This window comes from Chthoniobacterales bacterium (assembly GCA_039930045.1).
Taxonomy (GTDB): Bacteria; Verrucomicrobiota; Verrucomicrobiia; order Chthoniobacterales; family DASVRZ01; genus DASVRZ01.
The window spans coordinates 1-17,299 of the sequence record JBDSQB010000010.1; the positions used below are offsets into that span (position 1 = coordinate 1).

Annotated in this window: 13 protein-coding genes; 12 read left to right on the forward strand and 1 reads right to left on the reverse strand. The window is 61.0% G+C overall.

What is annotated here, in order from left to right; all coding sequences use genetic code 11:
- The first annotated feature begins 628 nt into the window (after positions 1-628).
- The 4 genes from ABIT76_07840 (at position 629) to ABIT76_07855 (ending at position 7,629) form a co-directional block, all read left to right on the forward strand.
- Positions 629-1,615, forward strand: coding sequence for an integron integrase (locus ABIT76_07840; GenBank protein MEO7933054.1), 987 nt, complete (start codon positions 629-631; stop codon positions 1,613-1,615).
- Between the two features lie 641 nt (positions 1,616-2,256).
- Positions 2,257-3,297, forward strand: a complete 1,041-nt coding sequence (locus ABIT76_07845; GenBank protein ID MEO7933055.1) for a hypothetical protein — start codon at positions 2,257-2,259, stop codon at positions 3,295-3,297.
- A 751-nt stretch (positions 3,298-4,048) separates the two neighbouring features.
- Positions 4,049-5,041, forward strand: a complete 993-nt coding sequence (locus ABIT76_07850; protein MEO7933056.1) for a Gfo/Idh/MocA family oxidoreductase — start codon at positions 4,049-4,051, stop codon at positions 5,039-5,041.
- A 131-nt stretch (positions 5,042-5,172) separates the two neighbouring features.
- Positions 5,173-7,629, forward strand: a complete 2,457-nt coding sequence (locus ABIT76_07855; GenBank protein ID MEO7933057.1) for a hypothetical protein — start codon at positions 5,173-5,175, stop codon at positions 7,627-7,629.
- Here the strand turns inward: ABIT76_07855 and ABIT76_07860 are convergent.
- Positions 7,626-8,348 (reverse strand): spermidine synthase, encoded by a 723-nt coding sequence (locus tag ABIT76_07860; GenBank protein MEO7933058.1) that lies wholly within the window; start codon positions 8,346-8,348, stop codon positions 7,626-7,628. The genes ABIT76_07855 and ABIT76_07860 overlap by 4 nt on opposite strands.
- A 144-nt stretch (positions 8,349-8,492) precedes the next feature.
- Between ABIT76_07860 and ABIT76_07865 the strand changes: the two genes are divergently transcribed.
- The 8 genes from ABIT76_07865 (at position 8,493) to ybeY (ending at position 17,268) form a co-directional block, all read left to right on the forward strand.
- Positions 8,493-9,068: a sigma-70 family RNA polymerase sigma factor gene (locus ABIT76_07865; protein MEO7933059.1), complete on the forward strand. Its 576-nt coding sequence runs from the start codon at positions 8,493-8,495 to the stop codon at positions 9,066-9,068.
- Positions 9,065-11,482 (forward strand): DUF4349 domain-containing protein, encoded by a 2,418-nt coding sequence (locus ABIT76_07870; GenBank protein MEO7933060.1) that lies wholly within the window; start codon positions 9,065-9,067, stop codon positions 11,480-11,482. The genes ABIT76_07865 and ABIT76_07870 overlap by 4 nt, the downstream gene beginning before the upstream one ends.
- Before the next feature lie 51 nt (positions 11,483-11,533).
- Entirely contained in the window at positions 11,534-12,400 is an 867-nt protein-coding gene (gene purU, locus ABIT76_07875) for a formyltetrahydrofolate deformylase (protein MEO7933061.1), read from the forward strand.
- Positions 12,401-12,433: 33 nt separating this feature from the next.
- Positions 12,434-13,567, forward strand: coding sequence for a cysteine desulfurase family protein (locus ABIT76_07880; GenBank protein ID MEO7933062.1), 1,134 nt, complete (start codon positions 12,434-12,436; stop codon positions 13,565-13,567).
- A gap of 5 nt (positions 13,568-13,572) precedes the next feature.
- On the forward strand, positions 13,573-14,163 hold the full coding sequence (locus ABIT76_07885) for a SprT-like domain-containing protein (protein ID MEO7933063.1): 591 nt from the start codon (positions 13,573-13,575) through the stop codon (positions 14,161-14,163).
- An 83-nt stretch (positions 14,164-14,246) separates the two neighbouring features.
- A complete protein-coding gene (locus ABIT76_07890) occupies positions 14,247-15,221 on the forward strand; it encodes a PhoH family protein (protein ID MEO7933064.1) in 975 nt (324 codons plus the stop codon).
- Positions 15,221-16,828 carry an HDIG domain-containing metalloprotein gene (locus ABIT76_07895; protein MEO7933065.1) on the forward strand — a complete coding sequence of 536 codons (1,608 nt, stop codon included), beginning with the start codon at positions 15,221-15,223 and terminating at the stop codon, positions 16,826-16,828. Before ABIT76_07890 ends, ABIT76_07895 begins: the two co-directional genes overlap by 1 nt.
- 110 nt (positions 16,829-16,938) lie before the next feature.
- Positions 16,939-17,268 carry an rRNA maturation RNase YbeY gene (gene ybeY / locus ABIT76_07900; protein ID MEO7933066.1) on the forward strand — a complete coding sequence of 110 codons (330 nt, stop codon included), beginning with the start codon at positions 16,939-16,941 and terminating at the stop codon, positions 17,266-17,268.
- The last annotated feature ends 31 nt before the right edge of the window (positions 17,269-17,299 follow it).

Sequence of the window (17,299 nt, forward strand, 5' to 3'; positions counted from 1 at the left end):
CAAACGCGCAAAGGCACTGGAACTGGAAGGGACAACGAAGAAAATCTGGAAACCGAACTTAACATAAGAATGGAACTCGCATGAAAAACCCGGCCTTCTAACACAGCGCACGACAATCGCCTAACGAGACAAAGATCAGCGACACGTAGGGAACGGCGCGAGATGTGCGACAGCACAGCTCGTGACGAGCCCGGAGTGTTCGCTGCATCGCTTGGTTAGGCGGCGGTCGATTCATAGTTCGTGTTCAATACGGTCGCTTACAATGACGGCAATGCGTGCCAATACCGGAGACATCTGCACCAATAGGCTGGCCAATAGCATAGTGATGACAATGTGGGCACCGCGCAATGAGTGATAAACCCAAGCCGCCAACAAGAAGCCAAACAAATCCAAGAAACGGGCTTGCTATCTCGCGATAAAGGGCAGGAAAGCCCTCAACGAATATCACTGTTGCGACAAGCCAACCAAGAAAGAATGTCGCGCACTTCGTTCTGAGATTCATGGAAAATGCGGCTAGACGCCTAACATATTGTAGGCGTAAAAGTTTCGTTTTGTAAGGCGAACATTTTGCATGACTTTCGTCTATTTCTACATTGGCAGGGCTGCTTCTGTAGAATAAAACGAAGGCATGTCGAACAGTCTGCCCGTGAAAAGCGAAAGTGCCAAGCCCAAACTCCTTGAACAATGCAAAATTATTCTTCGCACCCGCCACTACGCTCTTCGCACCGAGCAATCCTATCTCGACTGGATTCGGCGCTTCATCGTTTTCCACGGGAAACGACACCCGCAGGAAATGGGCGAACCGGAGATCGCCGCCTTTCTCAACCACCTTGCCAACGACGGCCATGTCTCCGCCTCCACGCAAAACCAAGCCCTCAGCGCCCTCCTTTTCCTCTTTAATATCGTCCTCGAGCAGCCGCTCGGCACCTTCGAGGGACTTCAGCGGGTCAAACGCCCCCCGAAATTGCCCACGGTGCTTTCCAAGCCCGAAGTGCGGGCCGTTCTCCAGGAACTCACCGGCGGCTACCGGCTCATGGGCGACCTCCTCTACGGCAGCGGACTGCGCCTCATGGAATGCCTGCGCCTGCGCGTAAAAGACATCGACTTCTACCAACACCAGATCACCCTCCGTGATGGCAAAGGCGGCAAGGACCGGGTGACCATGCTGCCCACCTTGATCATCCCCGCGCTGCGGTCGCATCTGGAAGGTGTGAAAGCCGCGCACGAGCAGGATCTGGCGGCTGGCTTCGGCACCGTCTGGCTGCCCGAGGCCTATGCGCGCAAAAACCCGGCGGCGGCCAGACAATGGGCCTGGCAATGGGTCTTCCCGGCCGGGAAACGCAGCATCGATCCGGTGTCAGGCGAGTCGCATCGGCATCATGTGGGCGAGAAAAACCTGCAAAATGCCGTCAAAGCCGCCGCGAAACTCTCGGGCATCACCAAACCCGTGTCGCCACACACCTTCCGGCACTCTTTCGCCACCCACCTCCTCGAAGCCGGCTACGACATCCGCACGGTGCAAGAGCTCCTCGGCCACAGCGACGTCTCCACGACGATGATTTACACACACGTATTAAACAAACCGGGCATGGCGGTGCGGAGTCCGCTGGATTAGGAGGGCAGGGGTATCGCGTGTGTGGTGTTGCGGAAGGAAACAGGAGTTTCGGGAACAAGGGCATTCCCAAACTGGAGTTTGGGAACGAGAGATGAAGGCTGAGTTTGGGAACGAGAGAATGAGCGCCAGAGGCAGGGTGAGGAAGGCTGTAAAAAAGGCCAAGGGATGGAGCGGCGGGCATTTCGAGCAGGAATGAGGGAAAATAAGCGGCTGATAAGATGAAGACTCCCCAAAAAAGCCTTTGGGCGAGTGTCGGCTGCCGGCTGCGCACAATATTGACCCAAACGGGCCCCGTTTCGACCTCTACAGATATATTTAGACGGAAACGATTGGGTCTTTTGCTTCAATTGGCAGTATTCCGCAAAACTGAGAATAAAAATGACCCTCTTCTCACGGAAATTCCATTTTATGAGAACAGAATCGCCCAAAGTTCGCGATATTTAGCCGAAACGGGGCCCGTTTTCACTGAATATCCCCGGAATAGGTCGTCAGGAGATAAATCTGGGGTGGCGCAGCCGCTATTTTCTCCGGCCCATGACAGTGTGGCATGGCCGCTGCTAGGTAGAAACCTGGCTGAGGTTAAATAACACCGAGGCATAACAAAATGAGTTCCAACGAACTCTTCCAATAGAAAAAATAATATGAAGCTACCTACAAACTCCGGGCTCCTCATCGGGCTCGGCTATAAGATGCACAGCGGTCTGGTCGAAGTCGGCCAAGCCCTCGGCATCACACAGATCACCGCTCCTGGTTTTCTGGTCACCCTCAACGCGTTTGAGGATGCGGATAACGCATTCAACGCCGCCCGCAGCGCCAAGCAGACCGCCTCCGACGCTTACATCGCGTCGATGGTCGTGCTCGACGATTGGCTCGGCACCACCAAAAGCGTCCTCACGGGCGTCTTTGGATTCCGCTGGTCCACGATGTGGGCGCAGGCGGGGTTCATTAATAGCAGCACGGCGCTCCCTGCCAAGATCGAGGATCGCATCGCGCTGGTGGGCCGCCTCGTGGCGTTCTTCACCGCCAATCCCGACCGCGAAGTCGCCTCCATGGGCGTCACTGCCGCGCAAGGTGCCACGGTAAAAGCCAGCGCGCTCACCACGCAACTCGCCGTAACGAACTCCACCCGCGCCCAGGCCGATCTCAGCCAGGCTTGGACGACGGCTTACAATGCCCTCACCGACGTCATGTGGTCGCTCATTAAGATCCTCCAGGCCACGCTCGATAATAACGACACGCGCTGGCTCTTGTTTGGCCTGCCGATGCCCGGCACCCCGGCGACTCCCGGCCAGCCCACCAACGTGAGCGTCCACCTCGACCCGAATGGAAACATCGTGGTGCAGTGCGATCCCACTCCGCTGGCGACGCGTTACCGTGTGCGCACGATGATCGTGGGTGTGCAGACGAAATACAGCCTGGCGGGCAGTGGCACCGAGCCGATGGTGAGCTTCGGCGGCGTGGCTCCTGGCCAGACGGTGCTCATTACCATGGAGGCGGCCAACGGCAGCCTGCAAGGGGTGGCGAGCGAGCCCATCTCCTACACCGTGCTCCTGCCGGAGACGAAACCCAGCGCGGCAGTGATCGCCCCTGTGGCTGCCAACGGCCATGCAAACGGCAACGGCCAGGCGAACGGCAATGGCCAAGCGGCCAGCGGAACCACCAGCCACCGGAGGACCGTGTAAGGGTGGAATCAAAGCTAACTGAAAATAAGAGTGGAGCCGCTGCCTGACGAGGCGCGGCTCCCTTTTTTTTGCACGGGGGGATGAAGCGGCAGGCCCCAGATGCCACTCCTACGGAGTTGGAGCCGGGGTGACGATGGGTTTTCTATAGATATCAGGCTCCCAAGGGAGCCGCCGGATGTTCCGTTGGATTTGAACCCCAGCTGAGACCCAGCCGCTGATGGAAATCCCGTCTGGCGATCTAAGGTTAATCGGAGGTCGCCTTGCTCTGGCATTGGGGGGACAACCGGGAGATCGCCTTGGCTTGGCATCTGGGGACAACCGGAGATCGCCCTTGGTTTTGGCATCTGGGGACAGATGCCCTCCAACCACCAAGGCAAATGGCTTCCAACAAATCGAAGCAAATTGCCCGCCCGTGGACGCGGATGGAGGGCCCTTGTCCTCAAGTGCTTTTGGCGTTTGATCTGTCGCTTCCATGCTAACCCTGCGCCTTTCCGAGACCCATCGGGTCGGCATATCTCTAGCAACCCGCACCCAAAAAAATTTCAGCTCCATCGGAGCGGCACCAAGCGGAGGGAGCCTCCGGAGGTTCCATAATCAGTACCATTCATGTCATCCGTGCCCGTGGGGAGCGACTATGAGGGGGAGGGCAGCACCGTAAGGCCAACAGGAAGCGACCCTCGGTAAGTGCGAGACCCAGCCAGGGAACAAAAATAGCCAGTGACGGCGCGGCGTGGTTTGGTTTTATTGGACCATGACGACGATTCGATGGGGCTTGGTGGGACCGGGGGCGATTGCCCGGAAATTTGCGCGCGATCTGCGCGTGGCAGGGAATGCCCGGCTGGTGGCGGTGGCAGGACGCGATCTGACTCGTGCCCAGGCGTTCGCGGCGGAGTTTGAGGCGGATCTGGCCTATGACGATTACCGCGCACTGGCGGACGATCCGAACATCGACATTGTTTACATCGCCTCGCCGCACCAGGCGCATTTCGCTCCGGCGCTGGCGATGCTGGAGGCGGGCAAGGCGGTGCTCTGCGAAAAGCCGATGACGGTGAATGCGGCGGAGACGCGCCTCTTGATCGCGACGGCGCGGGCGAGGGGAGTGTTTCTGATGGAGGCGGTGTGGACGCGCTTCCTGCCGATCTACGCCCGGGTGCGGGAATGGCTGGAGGCGGGGCGCATCGGCCCGGTGCGGTTTGCCAGCTCCACTTTTTGCGTGAAGGCCGGGAGCGATCCCGAGGGGCGAATGTATAATCCCCATCTCGCGGGCGGCGCGCTCCTGGACCTCGGCATTTACAATCTCACCATGCTGCAATGGCTGATGCGTGAGGCGCCCGAGAGCTTCGTCGCGCAGGCGCAGATGGCGGAGACGGGGGTGGATGAGATGACTTCGGTGGCACTGCGGTATCCGGGGAATCGCGCGGGCCAGTTTACCTGCGGCATGACGGCGCATTTCGACAATGCGTTTATTATTGGCGGCGAGGAGGGTTGCATCCGGCTGCCGTCGAATTTCATCTGCGCGGAGGAGGCGACGCTGACGGTGGGCGACGTGGTGGAAACGGCGCGGGAGCCGTTTCGCGGCGAGGGCTTTGAATACGAGATCGAGGAGGCGATGCGCTGCCTGCGTGCCGGAGAAATGGAGAGTCCGCTCCTGCCGCACGCCGACACGCTGGCGACGATGACGCTGATGGATGCGATCCGCCGCGAGATCGGGCTGATGTATCCGTTTGAGAAGGCGGCTTCCTAGCATCGGAAGCCGGGTGCATGGCGTGAGGCTCCTTGCCAAGAGGTATCGGGGTGGACCTACTGCCAGCGGAGAAATTTGTGCAGAACTTTCTCTACCTGGCCCGGTTCAAAAGGAGGTATATCGACCCTGCCATGATCCCCCTTCGTTTGATCGTCATTTTCTTTCTCGTCTTCGCTGCCGCCCTGCTGGCCACGCAGACTATCCAGGCGGCGAACACCGCTCCTTTCATCACCGGCATCGTCAATCAAACGCAAGGCTCCAGTGCCGTCATCGGCCCGCTGAGTTTTAGCATCGCCGATGCAGAAACCGCCGCCAGCGCCCTCACCGTCACCGCCGCGTCCTCGAACACCACCTTGCTCCCCTCGGCTGGCCTCCTGCTGGACGGCACCGGGGCAAATCGCACCCTCACCATTACCCCGGCGGTTGATCAACTGGGCACCGCCATCCTCACCCTCACCGTCAGCGACGGCACCCTCACCGGCAGCCTGCGGTTCACCGTCACCATCAACAACGGCGCCACCGTCAGTGGCAACGCACCGCCAGTCATCGGCGGCATCCCGAACCAAATCGTCGCGCTGAACCAGAAAATGGGCCCCGTTAACTTCGTCGTCGCCGACGCCGTCACCAGCAACAGCACCCTGCCCGTCACCGCCGTTTCCTCGAACCCAGCCCTCACCGCCACCATCCAGCTCGGCGGCACCGCCAGCAGCCGCACCATCACCATCACACCTGCCAGCGGCCAGACCGGCACAGCTACCCTCACCCTCACCACCACCGACGGCGGCGGACTCACCGCCAGCACCGCCTTCATCCTCACCGTCACCGCCGCGAACACCCTCCCGACCCTCTCCGCGCTCCCGAACCAAAGCCTCGCCCTCGGTGCCACGCCCCCGGCCTTGAGCTTCACCATCGCCGACGCCGAGACTGCGGCGGACAGGCTCTGGATCACCGCCCGCTCCTCCAACCAAACCCTCCTCCCCGACGCGGGCCTCGCTCTGGGCGGATCGGGAAATACCCGCACCCTCTCCTGCGCACCCGCCAGCGGCCAGACCGGCGTCGCCACCCTCACCCTCACCGTCACCGACGGCGGCGGCATGAGCGTCACCGGGCAAACCCTCTTCATCGTCCGCGACCTCGGCACCCCCGGCGAACAATTCCTGCGGCCCCAGGGCATCTACTCGCTCGATAGCGCCCTCGGCGGCACCTACAACGGCTACAGCCTGCGCGACGCCAACCTGCGCGACTACCCCTTTGTCGATGGCTACGTCCTCCACGCCGCCTGGAACCAACTGGAAACCAGCCCCGGCGTCTATGATTTCTTCCTCATCCAAAACACCCTCAGCAAACTCCCCGCCGGGCAGACCCTCTCGCTCATCATCACCCCCGCCGAACCGCCCGACATCGCCACCACCAGCGGCGTCGCCACCTGGATCGACTCCTCCGGCGGCACCCCGCTCACCCGCGCCGTCCCCTGGGACCCCACCCTGCGCCTGCGTCGCGACACCTTTCTCCACGCCCTCGCCAGCGCCAGCATCCACGGCCTCATCTTTCGCGATAACCCCCAGCTCGCCATCCTCAACCCCTTCCTGCCCGGCGGCGGCGGTGGCCTGCGCGACCCCTCGCCCGCCCAGCCCCTCAGCAGCCTCCCCGGCTACACCCGCGCCAAACTCCTTGGCGCCGTCCAGGACGAACTCCGCACCCTCAGCTCCGAATTTCCGCTCCACTACATCCAGCTCGGCTTCTGGCCCATCCTCGACAACGAAAACGCCAGCTACAGCGGCACCCCGGCCTGGGACTGGTTGCGGCAGCAACTCCTCGCCGAATTCAATGGCCTCACCCGTCCGCACCTCGGCTTCTTCATGGACAACCTCGCCGCCAATCGCGCTGCTCCCGGCCAGGACCCCGCCACCGGCTTTCCCAATACCACCTTTGCCGCCCCCATGTATAACTCCCGCACCGCCGCCTTCAACGGCTTCGAAGCACTCGGCCCCTGGATCCAGCCCTTCAAAAGCGGCACCACCAACAGCATCGCCCTCAACACCCTCAACGGCACCCCTGCTGACGGTTTGGAAACGGGTTACAACACCTTTGGCGCGGCCTATGTCGAGATCTATGCCGCCGACCTCGACGTCGCCGCCTTCCAGCCGCTCCTCCAGCACTGGCACGATCTCTACCGTGGCATCGCGCCGAACCCGGCCTCCGACGAAGACGGCGACGGCCTGCCGCTGGCCTGGGAACAAGCCACCGGCCTGAACCCGCGCCTCGGCACCGGCAGCGACGGCGCGGTTGGCGACCCCGACGGCGACGGCCAGAACAATGCCCAGGAATACCTCACCGGCACCCAACCGCTCGACCCGGCTAGCCGATTTGCCATCACCGCGGCAGCAGGGCAGGCCGACGGCTCCTTCAGCGCCACCTTCCCGGCAGTCGCGGGCCACAGCTACAGCGTGAAATACACCGCCGACCTCATCACCTGGAGCAAACTCCTCGACATCAACGCCACGCTCACCGGCCCGGCCCCCTTCACCGATCCGGCCCCCGGCGTCCCGCGTCGTTTCTATCGCGTCGTCACCCCAGCCGAGCCCTAGTTTTTTCGCGCGACGTAAACGGTGCTGGCGGATTCGGTTTCCAGCAACGGATTGGGAAACGTGACGACGTGCGTTTTTACCTCGGCGAAGACGGCTTCCAACATTCCAATGAAACTCGCGTCTGGCGCATCGTCGGACCAGAGGGCGAAGACGCCGCCGGGGTGGAGTTGGTCGGCGAGGAGTGCCAGGCCGCGCGGGCTGTAGAAGGCGGCGTTGCGCGGGTGGAGGAGATTGCGCGGGGAGTGGTCGATGTCGAGGAGTATGGCGTGGAAGCGGCGCGCGGGCAGGTTAGGATCGAACCCAACTTCGGGCGCGGCAGCGAGGGCGAAGAAGTCTCCGTGGACGAGCCGGCAGCGCGGGTCGCCGGTGAGAGTGGGGCCGAGCGGAACGAGGGCGCGCTGGTGCCATTCGATGACGGCCTCAAGGAAATCGACGACGAGCAGGTGGCGCACGCGCAGGTTTTTCAGGGCGGCGACGGCGGTGTAGCCGAGGCCGAGGCCGCCGACCACAACGTCGAGCGAGGGGGCGTCGGTGGCAGCGAGGCCAAGATCGGCGAGGGCGACTTCCACATCGTGAAAGAGGCTCGACATGAGCCAGTCGCCGTTCAGTTTCACTTCGTAAACGTCGAGATTATCGAGGGCGGCGACGCGGCGCCGGCAAAGGGTGAGATCGCCGAGCGGGGTTTCACGGAAGTCGAGTTCGGCAAAGTTGGCGCTCATGGAAGGAGGGGATTGAACCAGCAAGACGTCGAGGCACCAAGAAAGGAATGGAACTCGATTGGTTTCCGGCCCATGCAGATTTGATGAAAAATAATTCGCGCGGATTGCGCGGGTGCGGCGTCTAGGCTCATTGAAGACACACGCATGATTTCCCCCGATCCTGATACCATTGCTGCCGCGCTTGCCGGGGATCGTCCCGCCTTCGAGGGACTCATCCGGGCCAATGCGATGCGGGTGTATGCGGTAGCTTATGCGGTGTTGCAGGATCGCGAGGAGGCGGAGGATGTGGCGCAGGAATCGTTTTTGCGAGCGTTTCGCGACCGGCGGAAACTGCGGGAGCCGGAGCGGTTTGTGCCCTGGCTCTCGACGATTGCGCGCAATCTTTCTCTCGACCGGCTGCGCAAGAAACGTCGCGCCCCGCTGCCGGAAGAGGATTTCCCCGAGGCCGCCGATGAGTCGAACCCAACTCCCGATGGCGCGCTCGCCGCAGCGGAGCAATCGCGCGAAATGCACGCCGCACTGGCCACGCTTCCGGAGCGTCATAGGACTGCGCTCACGCTGCGTTATTTGGAAGGTCTCGATTACCGCGAGATCGGCGAGGCGATGGAGCTAAGCGACGGCGCCCTGCGCGGTGTGCTGGGCCGGGCGCTGGCCACGATGCGGGACCGGCTCCGGCAGTTTTCGCCAACTCAAATGACGAAAGGAGAGCATCCACTATGATTCACGACGATTTCGACGACTGGGCGGCGGCTGCATTGACCGACGGTCTGTCGCCTGCGGAGAGAGCCGAGTTCCATTCCCATCTCGCCGCCTGTGCGCAATGCCGCGCTCTCTATCAACACACCGAAGCCATGAACCAGACTCTCACCAACGCCTTTGACCTGGAGCGTCCGGCTCCGAATTTTGAAAACAAACTGGTCGCCGCCTTCCGCGAGGGCGAGCGCAAGTCGTGGCTGTCGCAAGTCCCGGCGACGATTGCCTGGGTGCTGCGGCTGCGCGGCGTGCAAACCGCAGGCGTGCTGGCAGCACTGACGCTGCTCGTGGCCGTGGGGAATCAATTGACGCAGTCGCCATTCACTCCGGTGCACACACGAGGAGGGAGTCGGACAATGATTATTTCAAATTCGCCGACCGCTTTCGCCGACACGTCGGAGAGTCTGAAAACGCGAACAGCGGCTGCTCCGACGGCTGCGTTCGCCCATTCGTGGGGTTCATTGGCGGCCAAAGACAAAGCGATAGCGGAGTCAAACAAAGACGTGGCCGGCGGCGCGGTGGACGCACTCGGTCTTGATGGAGATAAGGGAGCACTTTCCAAAGAAAGCGATGGTTTCGATAAATCAAAGCTCGCCTTGAATCAGCCGGTTCGTTCCCAACCCGTGGACGACGAGCGGCGAGACAAGCAATTTGCCCAGAAGTCTCTCGAAAACTCTCTAGCCAGCGCCGACGCACCCGCCCCGCAGATGCAGCCGCCGGTTGATCCGACCGCGAGTCCCGTGGACGCCCGCAAACTCATCCGCAACGCCAGCGTCGAACTCGAAGTCGCCAGCTTCGACACCGCCCTCGACAAACTCGCCACCGCCGCGACCCAGGCTGGCGGCTATGTGGCCACGAAAAACTCCGCTCGCGGCGGCAACGGCAAACTGCGCGGCACCATTGTTATCAAAGTCCTGCCGCAGCACCTCGACGGATTTCTCCTCGATCTCCGCACCATCGGCGAGGTGAAAAACCAGACGCTCGCCACCCAGGACGTTACCAAGGAATACACCGACACCGCTGCCCATTTGCGCAACGCCCAGCGCATGGAGGACCGCCTCCTGAAGATGCTCGAAGAGGCCAAAGGCAGGATCAGCGAGATCCTCCAGGTGGAAAAGGAACTCGGCCGCGTCCGCGAAAGCATCGAGACGATGCAGGGCGAGCTCAAGCTCTACGATTCGCTCGTTTCCTACGCGACCGTCACACTCAGCCTCGCCGAAAAAGACCTCAACCAGCCTGCGGCGTTTCTCCTGCGGCAAAATGGCAACCTCGATCTGCTCGCTGCCGACGTGGAAAAAACCTACGCCGAAGCCCGGCGCATCGCCGAGTCGGTCCAGGCGCAGATCAGCCACGCCGACGTCTCTCGCGACAGCAATGGACGCGTCAACGCCTCGATGCAACTCCTCATTCCCGCGCCCGCCGCTGATAGCGCCCTGACTCGTTTGAAAGCCCTCGGACGCATCCAGAACTTCACTTCGCAAACCCAGCGCACCGCGCAAAACGGCAGCAACGGCGACGCTGGAATGGAAAACGCCAAGGTCGAAAATGCGCCCGCGTCCATACGTCTGAGCATCCAGCACGACGAGCAAACGCATCGGCAGATTCGTTTCACCGTCTTTGCCCGCGACCTCGACCAAGCCTTCGATGCTGCTAAAAAATCGGCGCTCGAATCTGGCGCCGAAGTGGTCAATTCCAATCTCAATCGACCCCGCGACGGCGGCGGGAGCGCGACGCTCGTTCTCCGGGTGCCCGCGCAGAAACACGCGGAACTCGTCGCCACCTTGCAAAAACTCGGGCGCGCCAGTGATTATCAAGTCCAGCGCGACGCGGCCAGTGATGACGATGCGTCGCCGGTTCTGGTGAGCCTCAGCCTCACCGACGAGGAGCCGAGCGTGCAGCAAACCCGCCTGAGCCTCCAGTCGAGTGACATCGAAACGCGCCTGCAAACTTTCAAAAAAGAGGCCATCGCTGCCGGTGCGACGGTGCGCGATTCCGGTTATCAGCGCCAGCCCGACGGACGCGAAACCGCCCAGATCGTCCTGCGGTTTCCGCTCAATAAATACGCCAGTCTGCTCGCCCAGGCGCAGGCGCTCGGCAAGACGCAGGAACTCTCCGTCCAGCGCCGCGATAGCACTGCAACTCCGCTCGTGGAAAACTCCGCGCCCGCTGAATTGACCGTCAGCCTGGCCACGGAAAGCGGCATCGTCGCCGCCGACACCGGCCTCCTCGCCACCCTGCGGCACACCCTCAGCCAGGCCATTCGCAGCCTGCTCTGGAGCGTGCAAATGATCGGAGTCGCCCTCGCCTTTTTGGCACCGTGGGCCATCGGAGTTGCAGTGATATGGCTCGTAATCAGCCGCCTTCGCCGCCGCAAACACTAGGAAAATTCCACTTGCCGTGCGACGCGCCGACGCCGGATGATGCACGTTCCCATGAGCGCCACGATTCTAAAACTCGCCTGTCCCGACCGAGTGGGATTGCTCGCGCGCCTGACAAATTTCGTAGCGGAGCGCGGGGGAAATCTACTGGAGGTCAATCAATTTACCGATCCGGCGAGCGACAGTTCCAGCGGCTGGTTTTTCACCCGCATGGCGATCGCCACCGAGTCCCTGGAGTTGGATGTGACTCAGCTCCGGGCCGAGTTTGAGCCGATTGGACTGGAGTTGCAGGCCGATTGGACGATCCGCGACGCGCGGCAAAAAATGCGGGTCGCGATCTTTGTCAGCAGGCTTGGCCATTGCCTCGCCGACCTGCTCTGGCGCTGGCACTCGGGTGAACTCGAAATGGAAATCCCGCTCGTGCTGTCGAACCACGAGCAATTTCGCTCCACGGTCGAACGCGAGGGAATCCCGTTTCTCCACGTGCCAATCGACGCAACAAACAAGTCCGCCGGGTTTGCCCAGGTCGAAAAAGCCGTCGCCGAGGCGCAGGTCGATCTCGTCGTCCTCGCCCGCTACATGCAAATCCTGCCGCCCGATCTCTGCGAGTCGTATGCAGGTCGGATCATGAACATTCACCACTCGTTTTTGCCGTCCTTCGTTGGCGCGAATCCTTACAAAAAAGCCTACGAGCGCGGTGTGAAACTGATCGGCGCGACCTGTCATTACGTCACCAGCGAACTCGACGCCGGCCCGATCATCGACCAGGAAGTCGTCCGCGTGGAGCACTTCCACCAGCCCGAAGATTTGCTCCGGCTGGGACGCGATTGCGAACGCCTCGCGCTCTCCCGCGGCGTGCGCGCGCACATCCACGACCGCGTGCTGATCCATGGCGGACGCACGGTGGTTTTCCACGATTGAGCGGCTCGCTCATTGGAGTAACCTGCCGTTCGCATGATTTACCTCGACCATAACGCCACGACTCCGCTCTCGCCCGTGGCTCTGGCGGCGATGCGGCCTTATCTCGAGCAACATCACGGAAATCCCTCAAGCATTCACGCGGCGGGCCGGATCACCCGAGCGGCGCTCGACGACGCCCGCGACGCGCTGGCCCGGCAATTTGCCGTGAAGCCGCACGAATTGATCTTCACCAGCGGCGGCACGGAGTCGGATAACCTCGCGATTCTCGGGCTGGCACGCGAGCTCCAGTCGAAGGGGAAACACCTCATCACCGCGCAGACGGAGCATCACGCGGTGCTCCAGGCGTTTGAATATCTGGCGAAGCACGAAGGCTACGAGGTCACTTTTTTGCCAGTGGACTTCCAGGGCATTGTGGACGTGGCGGCGTTGGAAAAAGCGATCCGGCCCGACACGACGCTCGTCTCGATCATGGCCGCGAACAACGAGACGGGCGTGCTCCAGCCGCTCGCGGAAATCAGCCGCGTCTGCCGCGCTCGCGCCGTGCTCCTGCACAGCGACATGATTCAGGTGCTCGGCAAGGAAACCGTCGATCTCTCGCTGGTCGATGCGGCGTCGTTTGCGGCGCATAAATTTTACGGTCCACTTGGAGCGGGATTGCTTTACCTGCACGCAGGCGTCTCGATCCGCACCCTGCACCACGGTGGCGCGCACGAAAATCAGCGTCGGCCCGGAACGGAAAACGTGGCGTCCATCGTTGGCCTGGCGGCGGCGGCGTGCGAGGCGGAGGAGAAACGGGTCGCCGAGCAAACCCACGAACGCATCCTGCGCGATCAACTCTGGGAGGGCATCCGCGCATTAGACGCGTCGGCCATTTTGAACGGCCACCCGGACCGGCGTCTGGCGAACACATTGAACGTCAGTTTTCCCGGACTCGACGGCGAGGCGCTCCTCATCGGACTCGACCTAGCAGGCGTCTGCGTCTCCAGCGGATCGGCCTGCATGGTCGGCAGCATCCAGCCGTCGCACGTCCTCATGGCCATGGGAGTCGCCGAGGAAACTGCCGCCGCCACGGTGCGATTTTCCCTTGGTCGCAGCAACACCGCCGACGAAATCGAGGAAACCATTGGACGACTCGGGCACGTTATTCGACGGTTGCGAAGCTCGTAAAAGACATGGTGAAAAAAAGCATTCAGCGGGCAGGTCAGCTTTTCCTTGATCTGTTTCGCACCCCGATCCGACGGTTGCCATGTGGGACAGGCGGGCTGCGGGTGGATGACGCGTTAACGACCCAAGCCGTCGATTTGCTAGCCGAAGCGGGTGCGCCCGAAGTCGCCCAAAAAGTGCGAGTCGCATGGAACTCCCGTCTCACCACCACCGCCGGCATGGCCCGCTATCGCGAACATCTCGTGGTGCTCAACCCGCGTTTGCAGGATTTCAGCGACGCGGAAGTGGACCGCACCCTGCGCCACGAGCTCGCCCATTTGCTCGCCCACGCCCGCTCTCGCCGACGCCGCATCGCCCCGCACGGCGACGAATGGCAGCAGGCCTGCCGCGACCTCGGTTTGCACGACGAAAAACGCTGCCACGAACTCCCTCTCCCGCGCCGCACCGTGGCCCGCCGCCATTTCTACGCCTGCAGCCATTGCGGGGCCAGCTACCCGCGTGTCCGCCCGATTCGCCGCAAAGTCGCCTGCCTGAAATGTTGCCGCGCCCACAACCGCGGCCAGTTTCACGAGCGCTTCGTCCTGCGGAAGGTCCGCTGAGTTCAGGGCGAACCCTGAGTTTCCGCTTTTGTATTAAATTTGGATTCTGCTAGGGTGCCGTCGCTTAGTTGTCTCTGCCACACATGCCAGCCACGGAAACCATCGAATTTGACAGCGCCCGCACGCTCCAATCGCTCTACGCCAACGATCCGCGTTTGCTGAAAAAAATGGAGGAATCCCTCGGCGTCCAAGTCACCACGCGCGACGGCTGGATTCGATTCGAGGGCGAAGATTCCTCGGTGGCGCACGCCAAAAGCCTCCTCGGCCAATTGGAGGACGCCTACAAAAAAGGCACGCCGATTCGACGGCAGGAATTTATCTACGCGCTCAATTCCGTCCTCGACGGCTCGACCGAGACTCTGGCGCAACTCGCTTCGATCAAGATCCAATGCTCGGCCCGCAAACCGCCGATCATTGCCCGTACGATGAGCCAGAAGCGCTACGTGCAGACCATTCTCAGTCACGATCTAACCTTTGGCCTCGGCCCCGCCGGCACGGGAAAAACCTATCTCGCAATGGCACTGGCGATCTCCTCGCTCAAGCAGGACAAAGTGCGGCGCATCATTCTCACCCGGCCCGCCGTCGAGGCTGGCGAGGCTCTGGGTTTTCTTCCAGGCGATCTGAACGACAAAATTCTGCCCTATCTCCGCCCGCTTTACGACGCGCTCTACGACATGCTGGAGCCGGAGGAAATCGAGCGTTACACCGAGAAGGGCGTCATCGAAATCGCGCCGCTCGCCTACATGCGCGGGCGGACGTTGCAGGATGCGTTTGTGATCTTGGACGAGGCGCAAAACACGACGACCGAGCAAATGTTTATGTTTTTGACCCGACTCGGAGCGGAATCAAAGTGCGTCGTCACGGGCGACCGGACTCAGATCGATTTGCCGAGGAATAAAAAATCCGGCCTCATCGAAGCCTGCGACGCGCTCTCAAAGGGACCGGGGATCGGTTTCATCCAATTTGAGGAACGCGACGTGGTCCGTCACGAACTCGTCCGCTACATCATCGGCGCCTACAAAAAATACCGCGACGCCCATCCCGAGCGCATTGCCTGATGTTCCAATTCGCCAAAAAGAAACTGATCAAGCAGGGTCTTTCGACGGGTAAAACCCGCCGCCAGAAGACGCACAGTGAATTTCGCCAAACGCTGGCCACCGATCCGTGGGTGAAGGGCGTGATTATCGCGTTGTTTATCGGCGGACTGGCCGCGCTCATCTTTTACGGGCAGCAGCAATCTCCCGCGCAGTTTTTCCTGATCAGCCTGCTGATTTTATGCACGGCGATCGCGCAACTCTGGATCGGCCACCCGGAGACTTTTAAGAGCAACAGTCGAGTTACATTGATATTAGGCGTCATCCTGGCGCATCTCGCCGTCTGCAAACTGGTCATGCAGGTCTGCTACGAAATCTCGAAAACCAGCGAACACGTTCTCTGGCAGGTCGTCCCAATTTTGCTCATCCCGTATGCATTTGCGCCGCTCGTCATGTCGGTGCTGCTCGGGAGAAATCTGGGCTTGTTTACCGCTGTTTTCGTGAGCTTGTGGAGCGCGATTCTCTTCCGGGGAATTGACGCCTTCATTCTCGTTCTTAGCTTGATCAGCGGGTTCATTTCCGTCTTCGTCACGTTGCAAGTGCGCCGCCGCAGCCGACTTTTGCGCGCTGGTTTTTATGTCGGCGTCGCGACCTGGCTGCTCGCGTTGAGCTTCGGTTTGATCACGCTGAACATCATGGATTTGCCCAGAACCGACTGGAATTTATTTGGCTGGCAGACGCTTGCCGCCGTCGGCAGTGGAATGATTACCGCGATGCTCGTCGGTGGCGCGCTGCCACTTTTGGAAACGCCATTCGGCATCACGACCGACATTTCCTGGCTGGAAATCGCCGATCTCAATCACCCGCTCCTGCGGCGACTTTCGACCGAGGCGCCGGGCACGTATCATCACAGCTTGATGGTTGCCAGTCTGGCCGAGGCCGCTGCGGAAAAGATCAAGGCCAACGCCACACTTTGCCGCGTCTGCGCCTATTTTCACGATGTTGGCAAACTGGTGAAGCCCGAGTATTTCACCGAAAACATCAACGAAGATCGCAATCCTCACGACGATCTCGCGCCGACGATGAGCGCCCTCATCATCATCGCTCACGTCAAGGAAGGCATCGATCTAGCTCTTAAATCGAAGCTCAACCACCAGATTATCGACGTCATCCAGCAGCACCACGGCACCTCGCTGGTGATGTATTTCTTCAAGCGCGCCCAGCAGCAGCAGGAGGACACTCGCGCCGGCGGCAAGATTATGAACATGCGCGAGGAGGACATTCCCGAGGTGAGGGAGGAAAGTTTCCGCTATCCGGGGCCGATCCCGCAGTTTAAGGAAGCGGGCATCATCAGCCTCGCCGACGCGGTCGAAAGCGCCTCGCGCAGTCTGGTCAAACCCAGCCCGCAGCGCATTGAGCAGCTCGTGAACGACATCATCGAATCGCGCATCGCCGACGGCCAGCTCGACGAGTGCGGCATGACGCTCCACGAGATTCGCTGTATTGGCGAAAGCTTCCGGTTTTCGCTGAAAAACATGCTCCACAGCCGCATCGCTTATCCGAAGGAAGACAGCAAAGCGGACAAGGACGCAGCGACTTTGGCGGAAAAGAAAGCCTCTGCCGCCGCGTGAGTTCCAGTTCACTCCCCGAGTTGATGCTGCAAAATCGGCAGCGGAAAATTCCCGTTGATTTGGCGTTTTTAAGGAAATTTGCCGATCGGGCTCTGAAGGCAGTTGGCGAATTGACGCCCCAACCCAGCGACGTTCTCAACCAGCTCGACGAGATAGCGATCTCACTCGTTTCAGACCGTGCGATAGCGGATTTCCATTTGAGATTCATGGGCATCTCTGGGCCGACCGATGTTCTGACTTTTGAACACGGCGAGATTCTGATTAGTGCCGAAACCGCCGCGTCTTATGCCGGCGAATACGATCTAACTCCGCTCCAGGAGATCGCGCTCTACATTCTTCACGGACTGCTCCATTTGCGTGGTTTCGACGACCAGACCCCGTCCGATCACGAGGAAATGTACCGCGTCCAGAGTGAGATTTTTTCGCGTCTCGACACGTAATTCTTCGGGAGCGCACGCGTCTCGCGTGTTC